Annotated in this window: 17 protein-coding genes; 2 read left to right on the top strand and 15 right to left on the bottom strand. The window is 63.2% G+C overall.

The genetic code is table 11. The annotated features are described in order from the left end of the window. Positions 1-68 precede the first annotated feature (68 nt). The 7 genes from NKH12_RS21540 to NKH12_RS21510 form a co-directional block, all read right to left on the bottom strand. Positions 69-872 carry an alpha/beta fold hydrolase gene (locus NKH12_RS21540; RefSeq protein ID WP_352954984.1) on the bottom strand — a complete coding sequence of 268 codons (804 nt, stop codon included), beginning with the start codon at positions 870-872 and terminating at the stop codon, positions 69-71. A gap of 121 nt (positions 873-993) precedes the next feature. Next, positions 994-2772: a hypothetical protein gene (locus NKH12_RS21535; protein ID WP_352954983.1), complete on the bottom strand. Its 1779-nt coding sequence runs from the start codon at positions 2770-2772 to the stop codon at positions 994-996. 177 nt (positions 2773-2949) lie between these two features. Next, positions 2950-4716, bottom strand: a complete 1767-nt coding sequence (gene leuA / locus NKH12_RS21530) for a 2-isopropylmalate synthase (protein ID WP_502910822.1) — start codon at positions 4714-4716, stop codon at positions 2950-2952. Between the two features lie 461 nt (positions 4717-5177). Beyond that, complete coding sequence (locus NKH12_RS21525) at positions 5178-6266, bottom strand: AbrB family transcriptional regulator (RefSeq protein WP_352954982.1); 1089 nt, start codon at positions 6264-6266, stop codon at positions 5178-5180. Positions 6267-6336: 70 nt separating this feature from the next. Beyond that, positions 6337-6645, bottom strand: a complete 309-nt coding sequence (locus tag NKH12_RS21520; protein ID WP_352954981.1) for a putative quinol monooxygenase — start codon at positions 6643-6645, stop codon at positions 6337-6339. Between the two features lie 49 nt (positions 6646-6694). Next, a complete protein-coding gene (locus tag NKH12_RS21515; RefSeq protein WP_352954980.1) occupies positions 6695-7495 on the bottom strand; it encodes an SDR family NAD(P)-dependent oxidoreductase in 801 nt (266 codons plus the stop codon). A 69-nt stretch (positions 7496-7564) separates the two neighbouring features. Continuing rightward, entirely contained in the window at positions 7565-8002 is a 438-nt protein-coding gene (locus NKH12_RS21510) for a DsrE family protein (protein WP_352954995.1), read from the bottom strand. 98 nt (positions 8003-8100) lie between these two features. Here NKH12_RS21510 and NKH12_RS21505 point away from each other — a divergent pair, with 98 nt between their 5' ends. Further along, positions 8101-9180 (top strand): hypothetical protein, encoded by a 1080-nt coding sequence (locus tag NKH12_RS21505; RefSeq protein WP_352954979.1) that lies wholly within the window; start codon positions 8101-8103, stop codon positions 9178-9180. 31 nt (positions 9181-9211) lie between these two features. Here NKH12_RS21505 and NKH12_RS21500 read toward each other — a convergent pair whose 3' ends face one another. The 6 genes from NKH12_RS21500 to NKH12_RS21475 all read right to left on the bottom strand — a co-directional run bounded on the left by NKH12_RS21500 (position 9212) and on the right by NKH12_RS21475 (position 16915). Next, positions 9212-10141 (bottom strand): cation diffusion facilitator family transporter, encoded by a 930-nt coding sequence (locus tag NKH12_RS21500; protein WP_352954978.1) that lies wholly within the window; start codon positions 10139-10141, stop codon positions 9212-9214. A 28-nt stretch (positions 10142-10169) separates the two neighbouring features. After that, complete coding sequence (locus tag NKH12_RS21495) at positions 10170-12359, bottom strand: anthranilate synthase (protein WP_352954977.1); 2190 nt, start codon at positions 12357-12359, stop codon at positions 10170-10172. 261 nt (positions 12360-12620) lie between these two features. Then, complete coding sequence (locus tag NKH12_RS21490) at positions 12621-13685, bottom strand: M14 family metallopeptidase (protein ID WP_352954976.1); 1065 nt, start codon at positions 13683-13685, stop codon at positions 12621-12623. Between the two features lie 77 nt (positions 13686-13762). Then, complete coding sequence (locus NKH12_RS21485) at positions 13763-14932, bottom strand: MFS transporter (protein ID WP_352954975.1); 1170 nt, start codon at positions 14930-14932, stop codon at positions 13763-13765. A 148-nt stretch (positions 14933-15080) separates the two neighbouring features. Then, positions 15081-16457, bottom strand: a complete 1377-nt coding sequence (locus NKH12_RS21480) for an FAD-containing oxidoreductase (protein WP_352954974.1) — start codon at positions 16455-16457, stop codon at positions 15081-15083. Further along, positions 16454-16915, bottom strand: a complete 462-nt coding sequence (locus NKH12_RS21475; protein WP_352954973.1) for a DUF4126 domain-containing protein — start codon at positions 16913-16915, stop codon at positions 16454-16456. Before NKH12_RS21475 ends, NKH12_RS21480 begins: the two co-directional genes overlap by 4 nt. Before the next feature lie 152 nt (positions 16916-17067). Between NKH12_RS21475 and NKH12_RS21470 the strand changes: the two genes are divergently transcribed. Further along, positions 17068-17625 carry a sugar O-acetyltransferase gene (locus NKH12_RS21470; protein ID WP_352954972.1) on the top strand — a complete coding sequence of 186 codons (558 nt, stop codon included), beginning with the start codon at positions 17068-17070 and terminating at the stop codon, positions 17623-17625. Positions 17626-17684: 59 nt separating this feature from the next. On the opposite strand, the gene NKH12_RS21465 is transcribed toward NKH12_RS21470, so the two are convergent. Together NKH12_RS21465 and parS are read right to left on the bottom strand one after the other, a co-directional pair. Next, on the bottom strand, positions 17685-18194 hold the full coding sequence (locus tag NKH12_RS21465) for an RES family NAD+ phosphorylase (protein WP_352954971.1): 510 nt from the start codon (positions 18192-18194) through the stop codon (positions 17685-17687). Further along, positions 18191-18676: a type II RES/Xre toxin-antitoxin system antitoxin gene (gene parS, locus NKH12_RS21460; protein ID WP_352954970.1), complete on the bottom strand. Its 486-nt coding sequence runs from the start codon at positions 18674-18676 to the stop codon at positions 18191-18193. The genes NKH12_RS21465 and parS overlap by 4 nt, the downstream gene beginning before the upstream one ends. Between the last annotated feature and the right edge of the window lie 466 nt (positions 18677-19142).

Genomic DNA, 19142 nt, shown 5'->3' with positions numbered 1-19142 from the left:
AGCCTTTAAGCGGCTTACCAGACAAAACCCGGCCCGAAACCGCGCCATCAGACTTTGGAAGGGAGGGATCAATTCGCCGCGGCGGCGGATTTTGGACGAAACGGCTTGCTGCGGCGTTTCATGTTGCGGCGGACGATCTCGGCGATCAGGCCGGGCGCTTCCTCGGCCAGCATATGGCCGGCCTCCAACACGTGGTGCAGATGGAAATGCGCCGGCAGACCATCGGCCTGTGTGAAGGGCAGCACCGCGTCCTCTACCCCCCAAACCACTATCACCGGCATATCAAGCGTTTCGAGTCGTTCGCGCGGGATGACGCCCTGCCGATCACCCCTGGTCATGGCGGCTGCGATCTCGACAAGTTTCTGCAACTGGCCGGGACGCGCACGCATGTCGCCAAGCACATCCACGGTGCGTTCAGAGGGCAGGCTTTGCGGTCCGGACATGGCGGCAAGGCAGGCGCGAATTTCACTCTTGTCGGCAGCGGCGGCGTAACGGCGCAACAGCGGCCCATTGATCTCAGTCCCGAAACCGCCCGGCGCCAGAAGCGTCAGCGACGCTATCCTTTCGGGCTCGGCCAATGCCATCAGCACTGCCGCCGCCCCGCCCATCGAATGGCCGACGAGATGCACCCTCCTAATTCTGCGTGTGGCGAGGTCGGCTAGAACGGCCCGAGCGGCCGTCTTGGCCGGGCCGCCACCCGGGAAATCGAGGGATAGCCCGTGCCCCGGAAGATCATAGGCCAGCGTCCGTGAACCAAGTGCCAGTGTCGAAATCACCTCCTGCCAGTCGCCGTGACAACCGCCGAAGCCATGCAGGAAGACAACCGTCTTCGGGCCGGCGCCCCGTTCGGCAGCGTAAAGCGATGAAATCATGAAATTTTATGGTTTATTGCAAATCAAACAAGACTCGAGATTCCGGATTGTGGCTGGATTGCGTTTTGTCCAAGCCAATGGCCAGTAAAGTTTTCGCGATCAGCCGTGCTGGTTAAAAGCGCTAGCTGGCATTGCCGAGCCCGGCGACACGCAAGGCCTCGACCAGCCGATCGGTCAGATCGGCGGGGTATCTCCGCTCGACAAAGGTTGCGCGCGGATCGGCAGCGAATTTCGGGAATTTGACAGTCATCTCGTCCACGAGTTCGTGCGCCAGTTGATTGCGGCCGGTTGCCCTCGCGCCGATCAGCCGCGCAGCCAGATAGTGTGATTTCGTTGGCGTCGCTTGCAACGCCTCACTGGCAAGCGCGGCCTTATTCATATCGCCCGCCATGAACTGCCCGACGAAAAGCCCGTAGTCCCACCAGGTCGGATGCGCGCTTGAGGTTTCGGCGGCGTGAGCAAGGATCGGTGTTCCCTCCCCGTACCTGCCGGCGAAAATCAGCCCATAGGCGTAAGCTGCCGCCATGCTGAGGTCGTAAGGGTTGAGTTCGTAGGCCTTGCGCATCCAGCGGATCGATTCCTCCGAATTGCCGAGGCGGGAATTGAGATAGCCATAGGCACGGTGCGCATAGGGACTGGTCGGCCCCATCTGCACGGCGCGACGGGCAAGCGACATCGCCTGTTCGATCGTTGCGCCGGCTGGATAGGCGTAGTGATCTGTGGCCGCCTCGAGATGCAGGGTCGCCAGTTCCGAATAGACGAGCGACGATTTCGCATCCCGGTTGATCAGGTTTTCGAGACAGCGATAGGCAGTCTCATGGGTTTTGGCGCCCTGGTCGAGATAGTACTTGTCGTTGAGCAGCAGACATTCCGTCAGGCCGGTCTGAAGGCCGCTCTGTTCGATGTAGTTGTAGATCGTGCCAGAGGCGGGAACGGCCGAACTCAAAATGCCGGAGACACTATCCTCGACGGTGGAGGGTGTGCTGTCGGCGGCAGTCAAGTTGCGTGACAGCAGGACCCGTCCGGTCGCCACGCTTTGAAGCTCCAGAGTGACATCGCCCGCCGTTGGTCCCGGCAAGACATCAAATACGAAGCTGATTGCATCGGAAACCGGATCGGGCGGGCCGTCGGCGTCCCGACCGATGAAGTTGACCGTATCGAAGCCGCTGAGGCCGGCGCGCAGCGATGCCGCGACGCGGGCAGCCTCGGCGCTGTTGGTTTTCACCGCAATGTAGACGAGCGGAAGGGTTTCAATCGGAGCCCATGGCGCAATGCTGCCGGTTGCCACCGCGTTTTCGATCGTCGACGCGGCATCGCTTCCCGCCAGCAATGCGCCGCTTCCCTGACGAAGGATCAGCACGCCCAGCATGGCGATGACCAGAGCGATCGCCAACCAGAAGAACTGGAGATGGCGAAGCAGCGACGGCGCCGGCTCGAGAACGACAGGGGACATCAACGATGCGGCGCCTGCGGCCATGCCGGGTTCTTCGAGCGATCCCGACAAGGTGGCCGCCGCTTCGATGCGTTCCTCCGGCTCCGGCTCGACCGGCAGGCGGATCGCGTTGAGTTCATAGGATGGAACATAGCCGCCACGCGGAATGGCGATGCGGATCGGCTCGGCAACACCTTCATTGGCGAAGTAATGCTGCAGCAACTCGCGCAGCCTGCCCGCCTGCACCCGCACCACGGCGTCGGTCGACGGATCGAAATCGCCGTCCTTGCCGAAAACATCCATCGCGATGGAAAAGCCCTTGAGCTTGTCGGCTTCGCCTGCCTGCTCGCGCTCGACCAGATAGCGAAGCAGCTTACGCGCTCGTTCGGATCTCCCGAACGTTTCGCTGGCTAGCAATCGCTCCAACGTCTCGCGCACTGCGGGGGCGGCAGGCGTGGCATGCTGCAAGTGTCGATCCTTTCGAAGTCGGCACAGGTTAAGACGCAATCATATAGAGCCTGCCCTGCCATACAAGCATGCATCCATTATGCGATCGCGTACCCCACCGGATAATTTTCCGGTGGTTAACGGCGCGAAAGGCCATAGCAAGAAGATACCATGTGGGTTCATCTTGCTCCAGCGCTGTTAGCTTTCGACAGCTCGTCTTCCGACGATACGGTTGGCGGCGGAAACCACGGCTTCCAGCGAAGCGGCCACGATGTTGGTGTTGATGCCGGCGCCGAACAGCTTGCCGCCGGGATGCTCCATCTCGACATAGGAGATGGCCGAGGCATTCGAGCCGCGCTGCATGGAGTGCTCCGAATAGTCGAGCACCGACATCGGCACGCCGACATGGCGCGACAGCGCGTCGACAAAGCCGTCGATCGGGCCGGTTCCGGAGCCTGAAATCGTCACCTCCTTGCCCATGTCCAGGATGACCGCCTCCACCGCACGCCGGCCCTTGGTCTCGAGGTCCGGATAGGTGTGGTGGTCAAGGAACTTCAGCCGTGCGCCGGGCTGATCGACATAGGTTTCGAGAAAGCGCTCGTGGATGCGCTTGGCCGGCACCTCCTTGCCTTCGGCGTCGGTGATCGCCTGGATCGCCTGACTGAACTCGATCTGCAGGTTGCGCGGCAGGTTGAGGCCGTAGTCTGCCTGCAGCACATAGGCGATGCCGCCCTTGCCGGACTGCGAGTTGATGCGGATGATCGCCTCGTAATTCCGCCCGACATCGGCGGGATCGATCGGCAGATACGGCACTTCCCAGTACGGCGTATTGGCCTTGCGCAACGCCTTCATGCCCTTGTTGATGGCATCCTGGTGCGAGCCGGAAAAGGCGGTGTAGACGAGCTCGCCGACATAGGGATGGCGCTCGGGGATCTTCAACTGGTTCGAATACTCATAGACGTCCTTCATCCGGTTGATGTCGGAGCAGTCGAGCCCGGGATCGACGCCTTGCGTGTACATATTGAGCGCCAGCGTGACGATGTCGACATTGCCGGTGCGCTCGCCATTGCCGAACAACGTACCTTCGACGCGGTCGGCACCCGCCATCAGGCCGAGTTCGGTGGTGGCGACCCCGGTGCCGCGATCGTTGTGCGGATGCAGCGAAATGAGCAGGTTCTCGCGGTTGTCGAGATTGCGGCACATCCATTCGATGCGATCGGCATAGATGTTGGGTGTCGACATCTCGACCGTGGACGGCAGGTTGATGATCAGCTTGTTTTCAGGCGTCGGCTTCACGATCTCGGTGACGGCGTTGCAGATTTCCAGCGCCACTTCGAGTTCGGTGCCGGTAAAGCTCTCCGGCGAATATTCGAAACGATAACCGCCGCCGGCCTTCGCCGCCATGTCGGTGATCATCTTCGCCGCATCGGTGGCGATCCGCCTGATGCCGGCGACGTCCTTCTCGAAGACGACGCGGCGCTGCAACTCGCTGGTCGAATTATAGAAATGCACGATCGGGTTGGTGGCGCCCTGCAGCGCCTCGAAGGTGCGGGTGATCAGTTCCGGCCGGCACTGCACCAGCACCTGCAGCGAGACGTCGGCCGAGACATTGCCCTCTTCGATGCACCAGCGGGCGAAATCGAAATCGGTCTGCGAGGCCGACGGGAAGCCGATCTCGATCTCCTTGAAGCCCATGTCGAGGAGCAGGGCGAACATGCGCGCCTTGCGCTCGTGGCCCATCGGGTCGATCAGCGCCTGGTTGCCGTCGCGCAGGTCGACCGAGCACCAGATCGGCGCCTTATCGATGACCTTCGAAGGCCAAACGCGGTCGGTGAGACCGACGATCGGGTAAGGTTGGTATTTGCGGGCTGCCTCCGGCATGCCCCGGGCTGCCTCCGGCATGGCCTTTGCGGCATCCTTGCCCATCTTCCCGCTGTCTGCGCGGATCTCTTCTCGTGCGTTCATTGTCGTCACTCCCGGCGGCTCGCGGGATCCGCTTCAGGCGGATTTGGTGCCGAGCGGCGCCTTTACCAAATGTTCATTCGCTAGATGTGACTTGCCAATTTTGAGACTGGCCAAGGAGCATGCGCGTGAGCGGCGGTTCGACCGCCGGGCGCTCCTTCAGCGAACCCGGCGATCGCCGATAAGGCCGAGAAGCAGCAGAGCGGAAGCAAGCGCGCGCACGGTCTCGCCAGCAAAGCCGGTCTGACGGGAAGCGACGGAGGTGGCGCGGTTGATCATGGCGGTTTTCATACAGGAGCAGCCAAAGAGAGGCAAGTGGGGCCGAACGACTGGCGTTTCCTATACCTACCCCACGCATTCCTGAGCGACTGGGCTGGTCCTTCAGCGGCCGCGAACAGATTGCGTGGCGCCTGATCCATTTAGGTGACAGCGCTGGAGGTCTTTCTGCAGCGACAGATTACCCTCTATTCCCTCAGAGTTCGCGCCACCAGCCGCGCCACGCTTGGCCCGATCAGCAGCACGACAAGGAAGCGTGCCGATTGCAGCGCCATGACGAAGGAGATGTCGACGTGCTGTGCGGCGGCGGCGATGATGGCGACGCTGTCCATACCGCCGGGGCTGGTTGCCAGATAGGCGGTCAGCGGATCGATGCCGAGCACATGGCTGATCATGAAGCCGAGGCCGCCGCAGAAGGCGATGAGGATGATGATCGAGCCGACGATCTGCGGCAGCGCCCGCGTCGCGTGCCGAAGAATTGCCCTGGTGAAATTCAGCCCGATGGTCCAGCCGATCATCGTATAGCCGAGGGCGAGCAGCCAGGGCGGCAACTGCATCGGCACGCCCAGTCCGAGATGCACCGCAGTGCCGAAAATGAAGGTGCCGAGGAAGAAGGGTGACGGCAGCCTGAGCAGCTTTCCGACGAGGCTGCCGACGAGCGCCACGCCAAGTGTCCCGGCAAAGGCTGTTGGATCGATCGGCGGGAACCAGATGATGGCCGGGACCTCGATGCCTGATGTGTCGACCCACATCTTTGCGACAAGTGCGGCAGTCATCGAGACGAAGATGACGCGCAGATATTGCATGAAGGCGACGAGACGCTGGTCGGCGCCGAAGGCGTCTGCCATAAGCACCATGGCGGTGGCCGCGCCCGGCGATGAGCCCCAGACGGCGGTGGTGCCGGGCAGGATACGCCAGCGGCTGATCAGCCAGCCGAGCAGGCTGGACGCAGCAACGGTCGCCACCACGGTGCCGAGGAACAGCGGCCATTCGTTGTAGAAGACCGGAAAGATGTCAGGGGAGATCGAAGCGGCGACGAGGCAGCCGACGATCGCCTGGGCGGCGCCGAATAAAGGGCGCGGCACGCGCACCGTGGCGCCGTTGGTGCCGGCCAGGATCGCCGCCAGCATCGGTCCGATCAGCAGCGCTGCCGGCAAGGCGCCGAGTTCCAGCGCGCCGCCAAATAGGATCGAGAAGGTCAGGAGAGCCAGCCACTGCCAGGCTTTGGGCATCCGCGCCATGCGTTCGACGGTCGACTGGTCTGGCAAGGAGTCCATTTTTCGGTCTTAGCGCCGAAGCGGGGACATGCGAACCCCCGCGGCGGTGAAAAATGCGTCAGCCCAGGCGTCAGTCGGTTTTGAGGGCGGGCAGGCCGAAGCCGCCTACGGGCTGGGTCTCGACCTGGAATTCGAAGCCGGCGATGATCGGCCGCGCCTTGGCGATCGCCGCCTGGACTTCCGGCAGTTGCAGCGAAGCCTTGTGGCTTGCCTGGTCGGTCCACACCTCGGTCACCCAGATCGCGTCGGCATCGGCCGGATCGGTGGCGATGATGTAGCTCAGGCAGCCAGGCATGGCGCCGGTGCTGGCGAGCAGGACATCCATCATTGCGTCGCGCTGGCCGCGCGTCGCCCGCATCTTGCCGATCAATCCGTACATTCGCCTTGCTCCGTTGAGATGATGCAACCGGGAGTATGCAGGTCGCCGCTCACGGCATCAACTGGCCACCGTTCACCTCGATCACCTGGCCGGTGATGTAACCGCTCAACAGAGCGGAGGAGAGGAACAGATAGGCGCCGACGCAGTCCTCGGGCGTGCCGGCGCGGCCCTGCGGAATGGTGGCCACCATGCCTTTCATCTGCTCCTCGGTCGAATAGCGCTCATGGAAAGGCGTCGCGATGGTGCCCGGCGCCACCGCGTTGACGCGGATGTTGAAGCCGATCAGTTCCTTGGCCATGCCGCGGGTCACATTGGAGACGAAGGCCTTGGCCGAGCCATAAAGGCCGGCGCCGCCGCCGGCGCCATTGCGTGCAGCGATCGACGAGGTGTTGACGATGAAGCCGCCCTGGCGCTTCAGCCATGGCATCGCCTTGCGCGATGCGGTCAGCACGGAGCGGGCGTTGAGGTCCATCACCGCGTCGTAGTGCGCCTCGGTCAGTTCGGCATAAGGCACGCGGCCGAGCATGCCGCCAGCATTGTTGACGAGGCCATCGAGCCGGCCGAAATATTGCGCGCTATCCTCGACGACGCGCTCGACATCGGCGGGCATCGAGAAATCGCCCTGGACTGGGAATACCTCGCCACCGCCGTTGCCGATGGTCCCGGCCAGGTTTTCGGCAGCTGCCCGACTTGAATTGTAATGCAGCGCGACGCGGCATTTCTGCGCGGCGTAGGCCAGTGCAAGTGCCGCCCCGATGCCAGTCGAAGCGCCGGTGATCAAGACCGCCTTACCGGCGAGGTCGGGGATGACCAGGGTGGGGCTGACAAGGGTGGTTGTGGTGGCTGGCACGTCTATTCCTCCGAACTCTACCTACTCCTCGTAGGGCGTCGCCGCCCCAATGTTCAAGTCCGTAGCGGCTCAGGGACGCAAATAGGCGTAGCCCTGGCGCTGCAATTCGGCGAGCTTGACAACGCCGCCGGTCTCGGCGGCATGGAAGCCATCGAGGAGATCGGTGAGCGCAACCTCCATGCCTTGCATGGTGTTGGCACAAGCATGCGGGGTCAGGCCGTCGCGAACCAGGCCGGAAAAACGGCTGGAGATGGCAGCTGACGCGCTCTTCGACTTGAAGGCGGCGAGTGCCGGTCCATGCACGACCAGCACGATGTCGACCTTGCCGCCGGTGCCCTCATAATGGTTCTTGATATTGCCCAAAACGAACCCGACCTTGTCGAGGTCGCTGAGGTGATAGGCGACCTTCTGCCTTTCCTCTTCCACGGCCGCCGCCTTGACCTGGCACAGCCCGAAAAGGCCAGCGGCTCCGGCAAGTCCCATGCGGAAAATATCGCGGCGTCGCATCATGTCGTTCTCCAGTGTGCAGTCCTCGCAAATTGCGTGGCCTCGGCCTGGATCCTAGCATAAATTGAAGTCACGTCCTGTCGGGCGAGGAGGGGCACATGACATCGAAGACCATTGTGGGCGCCGGACTTGCTGTCGCCTTGCTTGCCGCCGTTGCCAGCACCGCCCTTGCCGACGATACGCCTAAGCTCACCGAACTCAGCCCGGACGGCAAGGATGCCTGTTTCGGGCGTGTCTACGATGCCGCGCATCTCAAGGCGCATCCGAACCAGAAGGTGGGACGGATTTTCTTCTACTATGGCAGCGATCCGGTCAGCCACCCGAACGAGGAGCCGAGCAGCGCTCCGTCCGGCTACAACGGTTTCATGGCGACGACGGTGCGCAGCGCCAAAAAGCCCGAATGGGTCGGCGGTTGGTGCGGCAAGGATGGTTCGCAATCGGGCCAGATCCATTGCGGCATGGAATGCGACCGCACCATGGCCTTACTGAACGTCGATGAAAAAGGCCGGCTGATCGTCTCCGGCGTGCATCGAAACCTTTATCTCGATGCCGGCGCCGAGGATGAGCTGGGCGAAAAGGAGTTTAGCAAGCAGGCACTCGGCACGGAAGACGACGGCTTTCGGCTCGACCGCTTGCCGGCGCAGACCTGCAAGGCCGAATTCGCGCGCATCGATCCGGTCGATCCGGCGCTGGGAGCACCGCTGCGTGAGCGGCTGAAACCGGACCAGCCGTTCTGCTACGGGCGCGACTACGATGCCGCGCATCTCGGCTCGCATCCCGATCAGCTTACCCACACCATCCGGGTTTTCCGGGGCCCGGTCGAGCTGGCCTCCTTCGCCAAGGACGGCGATCCCATAAACTGGCCGAGCGGTGCCGAGATTGCCGTCTCCGTCACGACGCGCCACAACGCCGCCGAGGCCACCCAGAGCTACAGTTGTGCAGGCGAAGCGGATCAGTGGCGCTGTGTGGCGAGCGCGAGGACGAGCGACTTTTCCTGCGACATCGCAGCCAGGGAGATTTATCTGCGTCGCGGCGCCAACGGCACGATGATGCTGGCCAACCCCAACAGCAGCCTGCCGATCGTCGACCTGTGCTCGAAGGCGGCCGAAGGCGAGACCGCATCCGACGACAAGGTCTACCGGCTGGAGCCGATGCCGCAGGTTGCCTGCGCGCCCTGAGAAGCTTTGAGGGCCCGCCCATGGAATCGCCTCACGCGAACGGCACGGCCGTCGTGCCCTTGGGCAGCTTTGCCTCGTCGTCGGGCTCGACGTGGATGGTGACGCGAACCGAGGGGATCTCGGCTTTCAGCGCATCCTCGATGCGGTCGCAGATGACGTGGCTGGCGCCCACCGACATGTCGGCATCGACGACCAGATGAAACTCGATGAAGGTGGCGCGGCCGGCAATGCGCGTTTTCAGATCGTGGACCTCCAGTGCTCCCTTGCAATTGGCCGAGATGATGTCGCGGATTTGCATGTGCTCCTGCGTGTCGACGGCGCGGTCCATCAGTCCGTTCATCGACGAGCCGATGACGTGCCAGCCCTGCCACAGGATGTTCAGCGCAACGATGACGGCAAGAGCTGGATCGAGGACTTGCCAGCCGGTCAGCACGGCGCCGACCAGACCAATGAACACGCCGACCGAGGTCGCCACGTCGGTCATGATGTGTCTGCCGTCGGCGACCAGTGCCGGCGACTTCTCGGCACGGCCGGCACGGATCAGCGTCAAGGCCCAGAAGGCGTTGATCGCTGTCGCTACGCCGTTGATGGCGAGGCCGGTCCAGGGCTGTTCGAGCGGGGCGGGATGTCGCAGGGACCACCACACTTCGTTGAGGATCAGAAGGGCTGCCAGCACGATCAGCACGCCCTCCAGAACAGCCGAGAAATATTCGGCCTTGTGATGGCCGAAGGGATGATCCTGGTCGGCCGGCTTGTAGCTGACCTGGATCGCCCAGTAGGCGGCGGCCGAGGCAATGACGTTGACGATCGATTCCAGCGCGTCCGAATAGAGCGCCACGGAACCGGTGACGTACCAGGCCGCCAGCTTGAGGCCGAGCACGACGAAAGCGACGATGATCGACCAGAAGGCGAGGCTGGCGACCTTGCGCTTACCGGCGGTTTTCGGATCGATGGCGGTCATTGATTGGTTCCAGCCGCGGAAGCCGGAGCTAAGCCGCCTTTTCCCTAGCCTTGCGCGGCAGATGCGCAACGATGTTCTCGATGATTCGCATGCCGGCATTGTGGCCGAGCGTCATAATCGATTCCGGGTGGAACTGCACCGCAGCGATCGGCTCCTTGCTGTGCTCGAAGGCCATGATGACGCCTTCTTCCGTCTCGGCCGTGACGACGAAGCCATCGGGCAGCCGCACCGGATCGGCGAAGATCGAGTGATAGCGGCCGACCGTCACCTCCTTGGGCAGGCCGGAAAAAATGATACCTGGCTTCGACACGCGGATGCGCGACGGTTTGCCATGCATTGGCACGTGCAACTGCCGCAGCTCTCCGCCATAGGCCTCGGCCAGCGCCTGCAGGCCGAGGCAGACGCCGAAGATCGGCAGGTCGCGCGCGCGGGCCCGTTTGATGGTGGCGGCGCAGTCGAAGTCCTTCGGCGTGCCGGGGCCGGGCGACAGCACGACCAGGTTTGGCTTCAGTCGGTCGAAGACCTCGTCCGGCACAGGTGTGCGCACGGTCGAGACATTGGCGCCGGTCTGGCGGAAATAGTTGGCCAGCGTGTGGACGAAGGAGTCCTCGTGGTCGACCAGCAGGATGTTGACGCCGTCGCCGACGCGCGCGGTAGCGCGTTCGGTGTCGGCGGCATTGCCTGACTTGGCGTCGCGGATGGCGGAGATCATGGCGGATGCCTTCAGTTCGGTTTCGGCTTCTTCTTCCTCGGGAATGCTGTCGAAGAGCAGCGTGGCGCCGGCGCGTACCTCGGCGATGCCGTCCTTGATGCGGATGGTGCGAAGCGTCATGCCGGTGTTCATGTCACCGTTGAAATTGACCATGCCGATCGCCCCGCCATACCAGGCGCGCGGGCTCTTCTCGTTCTGCTCGATGAAGCGCATAGCCCATAATTTCGGCGCGCCGGTGACGGTGACCGCCCAGGCATGCGACAAGAACGCGTCGAAGGCGTCCATGCCTTCGCGCAGCCGCCCCTCGATGTGGTCGACGGTGTGGATCAGCCGAGAATACATCTCGATCTGGCGGCGGCCGATGACGCGCACGGAACCTGGGTCGCAGACCCTCGACTTATCGTTGCGGTCGACGTCCGAGCACATGGTCAGCTCGGATTCGTCCTTCTTCGAATTGAGCAGCTTCAGGATCTGCTCCGAGTCGGAAATGGCGTCGTCGCCTCGCTTGATCGTGCCGGAGATCGGGCAGGTCTCGACGCGGCGGCCGTTGACGCGCACGAACATTTCGGGTGAGGCGCCGATCAGATATTCGCCCTCGCCGAGATTGATGAAGAAGGAATAGGGGGAGGGATTGATGGTCTTCAGCTTGCGCGAAATGTCGGAGGGCGGCGTCTCGCAGCGCTCGTAGAACATCTGGCCGGGCACCACCTCGAACAGGTCGCCGCGCTTGAACGATTCCATCGCCTTGCGCACCAGATTGGCATATTCGCCCGGCTCATGGTCGCCGCGTGGCGGGATGCGGTCGGCGGTCTTGAACGGCTCGACGATTTCGTCGCGTGGCAATCCTTCCGTTGAAAACCCGTCGCCGGAATAGTCGTAGCGGTCGGTCCAGGCCTTGGTCGAATAGTGGTCGACGACTAGGATCTCGTCGGGCAGGAACAGCACAAGGTCGCGCTGGCTTTGCTGGCGCTCGAGCTTGTAGTCGACTGGATCGAACTGGAAGGCGAGATCATAGCCGAAGGCGCCGTAGAGGCCGAGATTGGCGTCTTCCTCCGTTTTGAACAAAGCGGTGATGGCGCGCAGCACGGTGAAGACGGAGGGAACGCGGCTGCGTTCCTCTTCGGTGAAAACACGGCCGGGCTTGGCCACGTCGAGGCGGATCAGTCTCTTCGACGTCTCGGCGACCGTCACGTCGTCAAGCCCGCCAAGCGTCTTGGCGATCACCGGCAGAAGCACCTCGCCACGGCTGTTCAGCGCCTCGATGCGCATGGCCCGGCCGCGCGCCGAGATCACCAGCGGCGGATCGATGATGGCGGTGTCCCAGCGCGTGTAGCGGCCAGGATATTCGTAATTCGAGGAAAACACGGCGCCGCGGCGCGCATTCAGCCCGTCGATATAGCCGTCGATCGCCCCTTCATAGGGCCGGTCATGGCGCTCGCGGGTAATCGTCACGCCACCCGCCGTGACGAAGCGCTCCGCCCCGTTGTCCAGAATTTTCGTCGTCATTGCCGTCTCCATCAGCGTCTTGGCTATTTCAGCGTCTTGGGGCAACGGACCCGGGGCATGGCTAGAAAAAACAAATGGCCGCCCGGACATTCCGTTGCGGCCACCTTCTATTTTCACGCGCACGCGTTCGAACAGGCCGCTGTCAGCGAGCCCACCACCAAACGGTCTTGATCGAGCGCATGTTCATGGCGATTCCAATAGCGGCGATTGAACGGCCACGCAACTGGATTCAACGAAGCGTTTGGCGAAGGGCATAGGCCCTCAGTTCTCCAGCGTTCCCGACCTTGCATCGGCGCTCTTCCTGTCGCCGACCAGCTTCAGCAGATCTTCGCCGGCGCGGATGATGCGCCGGGAACGCCGTGTCAGGATGATGCCCGCTTGCGGCGCAAGCACCTGCGTGCGGCCGTCGGCTTCACCCGGCGCATGGACGATGGTGGCGAGCAGTGCGCCCTTGGCCACACGGTCTCCGGGCTTCACGTTGTAGAGGACCGCGCCCGCCCGGGGCGCCGGCATCATGTCGATGTTTTCGAGCGGTGCGACGACACCGGTGAAGCCGCCGGGCGCGGGCAGGGCTTGGTCCAGGATCACGCCGCGCGCCACCAGCAGCCGATAGAGCCCTTCGGCATCGGAGCCGGCCAGCGCGCCGTCGACATCGAGTATGCCGCGATACTCGACCGTGGTGGCGACGCGACGGTCGAAGCGCGCCACATCGGCAGGGACGTTCAGATACGGCGTGATCGAGGCGCCTTCGAAGGTGCCGTCGGTATCTTCATCCCACAGGATCACCGCTTCGACACCCATGGCCATCGCACAATCCGCCATGGCCGGCCACAGGCTGGTGTGGACGTAGAGATAGGCAAGCCCCTCGTCGTCGCAGTGCAGGTCGAGGACGATGTCGTGGCCGATGGAGAGCTGCATCAGCCGGCTCTTCAGCCGCTGGTCGACCGTGCCATGCGCCGGCAAGAGCGTGACGTCGGGCGCGGCGAGCAACGGAAAGCCCCGGTTGAAATTGGTTCGCGTCCCCAGATGGAAGCGGCCCTGGTGCTCGCCGTAGAGATACTGGGCGCGGCCGATGGGATTGGCTTGGGGCACGATGGTGATATTGCCCTTGATGCGGCCTTCGGCTTCGGCCTTTTCAAGCACCGGCATCAGCGCGTCGATGGCGACGACGCCCGGCAGTTCGCCGGCATGCAGAGCTGCCTGCACATAGGCCGACGGCGCTGCCTTGTCGCTGCCGTCAAAGCGGAACCCTTCGAAGCGGAACACTGGGAATTCGTAGGAAACGCCCTCGCTGTCGCCGGCAATGCGCTCGATCGATTTCTGCATGATACTCCTCCAGGAAAACACATGCCCTTTCGCCGATCCGCTGTCGATTGGTCCAGTCTGCTGCGCTATGGGCGCAACTATTGCGCGGGGTGCGTCACCAGCAACTGGCGGTCCAACGTCTGCGACATCACTGCCACGGCGACCGCCAGCAGGGCGAGCGCCGCGCCAACCAGCGGCAGATTGGCATAGGACACGCCCAACGAAAGTGCCACGCCGCCTACCCAGGCGCCAGCGGCATTGCCGATGTTGAAGGCGCCCTGGTTCAGCGTCGCGGCGAGGTTCGGCGCTTCGGAGGCCGCTTCGACGACGCGGATCTGTAAAGGCGGCACGATGACGAAGACGAGCAGACCCCACAGGAAAACGATGAAGATGGCCACGGCTGCGATGGCGCCGAATTCGGCAAAGCCGACGAGCAGCAACGCCAGCATCAAAAGCGTACCGATCACCGTCGGCATCAATTTCCAGTCGGCCAGCCTGCCGCCGATGATGTTGCCGATGGTCATGCCGCCGCCGAACAGCAGCAGCACCCAGGTCACGGTCGCGGTCGACAGGCCGGATACGTCGGTAAGATAGGGCTTTATGTAGGTGAAGACGGCAAACAGGCTGGCCGACGCCAGCGCCGAGATCAGCATGGCCAGCCAGACCTGCAGCTTGCCGAGCACGCGCACTTCGCCGAGCAGGCCAACGCCGCTCGGTTGGGCGATGCCGGCAGGCACCAGCCAGGCGATGGCTGCGACCGAGACGAGGCCGATCCCGACCACGGCCACGAAAGTGGCGCGCCAGCCATAGGCTTCGCCGAGTGCCGTGCCGCCGGGAACGCCGAGGATATTGGACAGCGTCAGGCCGGCGAACATCAGTGCGACGGCGCTGGCCCGCTTTTTGCGCGGCACCAGGCTGGCGGCGACGACCGAGCCGATGCCGAAGAAGGCGCCGTGACCGAAAGCAGTGAAGATGCGCGCCGCCATCAGCATCCAATAATCGGGTGCGATCGCGCACAACAGATTGCCGACGACGAATAGCATCGCCAGGCCGACCAGCACCGGCTTTCGCGGCATGTGTGCGGTGGCCACCGCGATCACCGGCGCGCCGAAGACGACGCCGAGCGCATAGCCGGTGACCAGTAGGCCGGCCGAGGGGATCGAAACGCCGAGGTCGGCGGCGACCTCGCGCAGCAGCCCCATGATGACGAATTCGGTGGTGCCGATGCAGAAGGACGCAATGGCGAGCGCTAGGATGGGCAGGGGCATGTGCGTCCAGAATGAATCGGTTCAATGGAGACTGTCCGGAGATGCACCTGGCGCACAAGCGCGATTGCTGCAATGCAGCATTGCAGAAAACGGACAGCAGATCGAGGTTGCATTGCGCCTTGCCTGGATGCAGAGCGGGGGCCGAAGCCTATGCCAGCGGCTTCAATTCCTGGGCAATGGTGGGCAGGAGTTCCGAGACATTGGGGTGGATGTGCATGGCGCGCGCCAGCGTCGAGACTGGCGCCTTGGCGTACATCAGGTCGAGCACGCAGTGGATCGCCTCGTCGCCGCCGGGGCCGAGCACCGAACAGCCGAGGATCTCCCTGGTGTCTGCGTCGACCAGGATCTTCATGAAACCTTGCGTCTCGCCTTTCTCGATGGCGCGGCCGACACGGGTCATCGGCCGCTGGCCGACCAGCGCGCGACGGCCGGATTTTCTTACCGCCGTCTCGGTCATGCCGCAGCGGCCGAGCGGCGGGTCGGTATAGAGCGCATAGGCCTCGATGCGGTCGCTCACCTTGCGCGGATCGTTGTCGAGCAGATTGGCGGCGACGATCTCGTAATCATTGTAGGAGGTGTGGGTGAAGGCGCCCTTGCCGTTGCAGTCGCCCATCGCCCAGATGCCGGGCACGCTGGTGCGCAGATGATCGTCGACGACAATGAAGCCGCGTTTGTCGACCTCGATGCCGGCCTTGTCGAGGCCGAGATCGTCGGTGTTGGGCGTCCGGCCGACTGCCAGCAGCACATGCGAGCCGATCGCTCGCGCCTTACCGGCGGAGAAGGACACGGCAATTTCGTTGCCTTGCCTGGCGAAGCTTATGTCGTCGGCGCCAAGATGGACGGTGATGTCTTCGTTTTCGAGGATGGACAGGATGGCGGCCGAGACATCCTCGTCCTCGCGGCCGATCAGCCGCGGGCTCTTTTCGATCACCGTCACCTGCGAACCGAAACGGCGGAACATCTGCGCGAACTCTAGCGAGATGTAACTGCCGCCGACGACGACCAGATGGCGCGGCAGCACGTCGAGATCCATCATCGACGAGTTGGTCAGGTACGAAATGTCGTTGATGCCGGGCAGGTCGGGCACCGAGGCGCGGCCGCCGGTGTTGATGAATATCTTTTCGCCGCTCAGCAGGTCGTCGCCGACGCGCACCGTGTTGGCGGTTTCGAAGCGCGCATGGCCGCGGTAGAGTGTGCATTTGTCCATGCCGGCAATCCAGCTTTCGAGGTTGCCGCGGGCGTCGTTCGACACCTTGTCCTTGCGCGCCTTGATCGCCTTGTAGTCGACGCCGACCGGGCCGGAGAGCGTCACGCCGTAGTCGGCGGCGCGGCGGGCCAGATGCGCGGCATAGGCGCTGGCTACCATGGCCTTGGTAGGCATGCAGCCGGTGTTGACGCAGGTGCCGCCGACCAGCTTTCGCTCGATCAGCGCCACGCTCGTGCCGGCCGCCGTCAGCCGGCCGGCGAGCGGCGGGCCGGCCTGTCCGGCGCCGATGATGATGGCGTCGAAGGTCTTTGCCGTCATGCCACGGCCGCCACGATCAGGACGCCACCGATGATCGCCACCGCGTCCTCGATAAGGGCGGCTGGCAGGTCCTTGCCGAAAGGGATGGCCAGGCGTTTGCGCAGCTCGGCGCCGCCTAGCGTGCCGATCACAGCGCCGATGGCGCCGGCGATCAGGCCGCCGATGGTGGCGCCGCCGGTCGCGCCGATCACCGCGCCGGTAAAGGCGCCCATGACGATGCGTGCGCCGAACTGCTGCGGCACCCTGCGGCTCGGCGTCGACGGCAACTGGTCGGTGACCAGCTCGACGATGGCTAGGATGGTGAAGATGCCGACGGTGATCCAATGGCCCATGAAACCAGCCCAGGTTCCGGCGACCGGCAGCCAGTCGAGATAAGCGCCCCAGGCGACGGCGGCGGGCGCAGTCATGGCGCGAAGGCCGGCAACGACGCCGATCAGAAGTGCAAGGATGTACAGCATGATTGATCCCCCTCGATCGCCGAGCCAGGACAGTCCGGCAAGAGCAGGCTAGCACAGGCTTGGCATTTGACCAGAGACGACGTCCACGCTGGCGCTTTCCGGTTTGCGTTGACTGTGCTTTGGAACGATTTTCGAGACAAGGAGGCGCAGCCATGGCTGGAAGTGAACGCACAAGAATGGCGGCGGGCGGGTGGTACACGTGCCTCGATGACGAATTGGAGGCGTTGCGTGTCATCGCGCGCGATGCGGTTTTCGAACATAACAATCTGCCGCCCCGGCAACGTGGCAATATCGGACCGGCGCTGAAATCGCTGCTCGGCGGCGTGGGCGAGGGCGCCCGGATCGAAGCGCCGTTCCACTGCGCCTACGGCTTCAACATTGTTCTCGGCGACGGCGTCTTCCTCAATGCCGGATGTACCATTCTCGATACGGCGCCAGTTCGCATCGGCAATGGAACGCTGCTCGGCCCCAATGTGCAGATCTATTGCGCCGAGCACCACAAGGAGGCTGCGGGTCGACAGGCAGGTCTGGAGATCGCGAAGCCTGTCGAGATCGGCGACAATGCCTGGATCGGCGGCAGCGCGATCATCCTCGGCGGCGTCAGCATCGGCGCCGGCGCCATTGTCGGAGCGGGTGCTGTGGTGACCCATGATGTGCCGCCAAACACCACGGTTGTCGGCAACCCGGCGCAGCCGGTCAGGCGCGGCTGAGCATCCTTTGTCACAGGTGGATGGGGCATGAGCGATTGTTTAGAGCGAGATAAGCGCGATCATTTGGCAGGAGGTGGATGCAATCGCGTATCGAGCGCAAAGGCCTCCTGGGTTTTCATTTCATAGGCGCCCTTCGCCACGCTCGCGTCGAAGATCAGATTCCAGCTATTTTGGGACACCGCACTCGGAATCACCACGAAGCGATGTCGTTTGAGAAGATCATCACCGAAGGCCTGTTGCCCAGAGCTCGGGATGCCCGGACGCAGCCAGTTAGCGTTCGGAACGGCGTCGGGGTCGACGATATGCACATCCGTGACATCGCTGATTATCGCCGCCGTCATCACATGCGCGATTGTGTCGAGCGCCCTGAAGCCCTTGTGGACTGCAACTTCGAGAATCGCAGTCGAAGGATCGATTGAGCAGTAGACTGCGCGCACGCCCCTGCTGTTCCATCGTCCGCCGACTCTGTATGCGCCCTCGCCACTGTCCCATGTCGGCGCGAACGCAGCCTGATCGAGACGCCAGCCAATGAGGTCGGAGCCGCCAAGTGCGGCCGGCAGGGGCGTCATGCATAAACGCCATATTCAAGCCGCTCGAGATAGTCTTCCACAAGCTCGACGCCCGCCGGGGTTGCCAGAAGATCGATGGGACGACGCTGGTCGAGCCCGATCGCCGGGCGCTCCAGCCATTGCTCCGCTTCCGCCTGTGAACCGAACACGTCGGTCGCTTTCGACAGGATCTCCGCAAATTTCCAAGTTCGTCCGCTCTGATCCTGGCTGAGAGGCTTGGAAGGGGCATCCTTCCGACGCTGGTAGGTGCGCAAACTCATGCCGACGGCCTTCTCGAGCGAATCCGTCTTCTGAATGAAGACGAGCTGCCCAATGAGATGGTCCAGCGCCGAACCCGGCAGGCCATGCACAAGCAGCTCATGGGCGTCCAACGCACTCCGGAGGCGCCGCGATAGGATGCGGGTGCCGCCGAGCAATCTGGCCACCTTCTGCAGTTCATTGTTTTTTGCTGCTGGTGCAGCCTTCTCCAATGCCATCGCCATGGCCCGTCTCCTCGCGTCATCTGTCGCTTTAGTATATGACAGATGACGCTAAGCCTTTCAAGGACGGTAGGATCGAGCGCAGGCAACCGCTTCAGAGAAAAGATAGCCTACGACTCAGGCTTGATGGGCAATTCGACGTCGGCGCCGCCCCTCATCTGCCTGCCGGCATCTTCTCCCCGTATAGTGACGGGGAGAAGGGACTGGCCGCACCTCCGCACCCTTTCTGCAACGTTGGTGATTGCCGAAATCTTTTGCGAAGGCGTCTTTCTCCTCGTCACTATACCTATCGCATTCACACATCTCGGTTGCGCTTTGCAGCGAAGCTCGATTCTATTTCCGCCGGAACGACGAAGGAGCTTTGAATGACCGGCATCGAGTACGGGCTGGGGCGATTTGGCGATCGCCGCCTGGAAAAAGGGGGGCCTGCTTGCATGCCGCGCTGGTCGCGCGGCCCGGATCGTGTATC

Source organism: Mesorhizobium sp. M1322 (assembly GCF_040318085.1).
Classification (GTDB): Bacteria; Pseudomonadota; Alphaproteobacteria; order Rhizobiales; family Rhizobiaceae; genus Mesorhizobium.
Note: the sequence above shows the minus strand (reverse complement) of the source record. Positions and strands in the feature narration are given on the sequence as shown.

Coding starts and splice junctions, on each gene's coding strand:
- NKH12_RS21540 (WP_352954984.1), bottom strand. CDS start 872: ATGATTTCATCGCTTTACGCTGCCGAACGGGGCGCCGGCCCGAAGACG.
- leuA (WP_502910822.1), bottom strand. CDS start 4,716: ATGAACGCACGAGAAGAGATCCGCGCAGACAGCGGGAAGATGGGCAAG.
- NKH12_RS21525 (WP_352954982.1), bottom strand. CDS start 6,266: ATGGACTCCTTGCCAGACCAGTCGACCGTCGAACGCATGGCGCGGATG.
- NKH12_RS21520 (WP_352954981.1), bottom strand. CDS start 6,645: ATGTACGGATTGATCGGCAAGATGCGGGCGACGCGCGGCCAGCGCGAC.
- NKH12_RS21510 (WP_352954995.1), bottom strand. CDS start 8,002: ATGCGACGCCGCGATATTTTCCGCATGGGACTTGCCGGAGCCGCTGGC.
- NKH12_RS21505 (WP_352954979.1), top strand. CDS start 8,101: ATGACATCGAAGACCATTGTGGGCGCCGGACTTGCTGTCGCCTTGCTT.
- NKH12_RS21500 (WP_352954978.1), bottom strand. CDS start 10,141: ATGACCGCCATCGATCCGAAAACCGCCGGTAAGCGCAAGGTCGCCAGC.
- NKH12_RS21495 (WP_352954977.1), bottom strand. CDS start 12,359: ATGACGACGAAAATTCTGGACAACGGGGCGGAGCGCTTCGTCACGGCG.
- NKH12_RS21490 (WP_352954976.1), bottom strand. CDS start 13,685: ATGCAGAAATCGATCGAGCGCATTGCCGGCGACAGCGAGGGCGTTTCC.
- NKH12_RS21485 (WP_352954975.1), bottom strand. CDS start 14,932: ATGCCCCTGCCCATCCTAGCGCTCGCCATTGCGTCCTTCTGCATCGGC.
- NKH12_RS21480 (WP_352954974.1), bottom strand. CDS start 16,457: ATGACGGCAAAGACCTTCGACGCCATCATCATCGGCGCCGGACAGGCC.
- NKH12_RS21475 (WP_352954973.1), bottom strand. CDS start 16,915: ATGCTGTACATCCTTGCACTTCTGATCGGCGTCGTTGCCGGCCTTCGC.
- NKH12_RS21470 (WP_352954972.1), top strand. CDS start 17,068: ATGGCTGGAAGTGAACGCACAAGAATGGCGGCGGGCGGGTGGTACACG.
- NKH12_RS21465 (WP_352954971.1), bottom strand. CDS start 18,194: ATGACGCCCCTGCCGGCCGCACTTGGCGGCTCCGACCTCATTGGCTGG.
- parS (WP_352954970.1), bottom strand. CDS start 18,676: ATGGCGATGGCATTGGAGAAGGCTGCACCAGCAGCAAAAAACAATGAA.